Annotated in this window: 1 protein-coding gene; it reads right to left on the bottom strand. The window is 62.4% G+C overall.

Translation table 11 applies throughout. The annotated features are described in order from the left end of the window. On the bottom strand, window positions 1-188 hold a 188-nt coding region (locus AC0L3B_RS39030; RefSeq protein WP_473383030.1), incomplete at its 3' end, for a hypothetical protein. Window positions 189-311: the final 123 nt, after the last annotated feature.

Below are 311 nucleotides of genomic sequence, written 5' to 3'. Positions count from 1 at the left end.
GGTCCGACGATGAGGAACAGGTTGGGATAGCCCGGCACCGTCGTGCCCTTGTAGGCATGGGCGCCGTCGCGCCAGGTGTCCATCAGGTCGACGCCGTTGCGCCCGATGATGCAATCACGGGGCAGGGGATCGGCGGCCTGGAAGAACAAGCCGCGCCTGCGGCACAGCATCGAACACCAGATCAGCATCTCCACCTGTCAAGAACACTGTGAAGTCATCCCCCCAATAACTCCTGGCAAGCTCGACTTGGGTCAGCACAAACCCCCTCAGCATCAATGTGCAGCCACGCTCGACCGCCTCGGCAGTCGTAC

This window comes from Bradyrhizobium sp. Kon56, assembly GCF_055807635.1.
The sequence above is the reverse complement of the archived record's forward strand: the minus strand, read 5'-3'. Positions and strand labels throughout refer to the sequence as shown.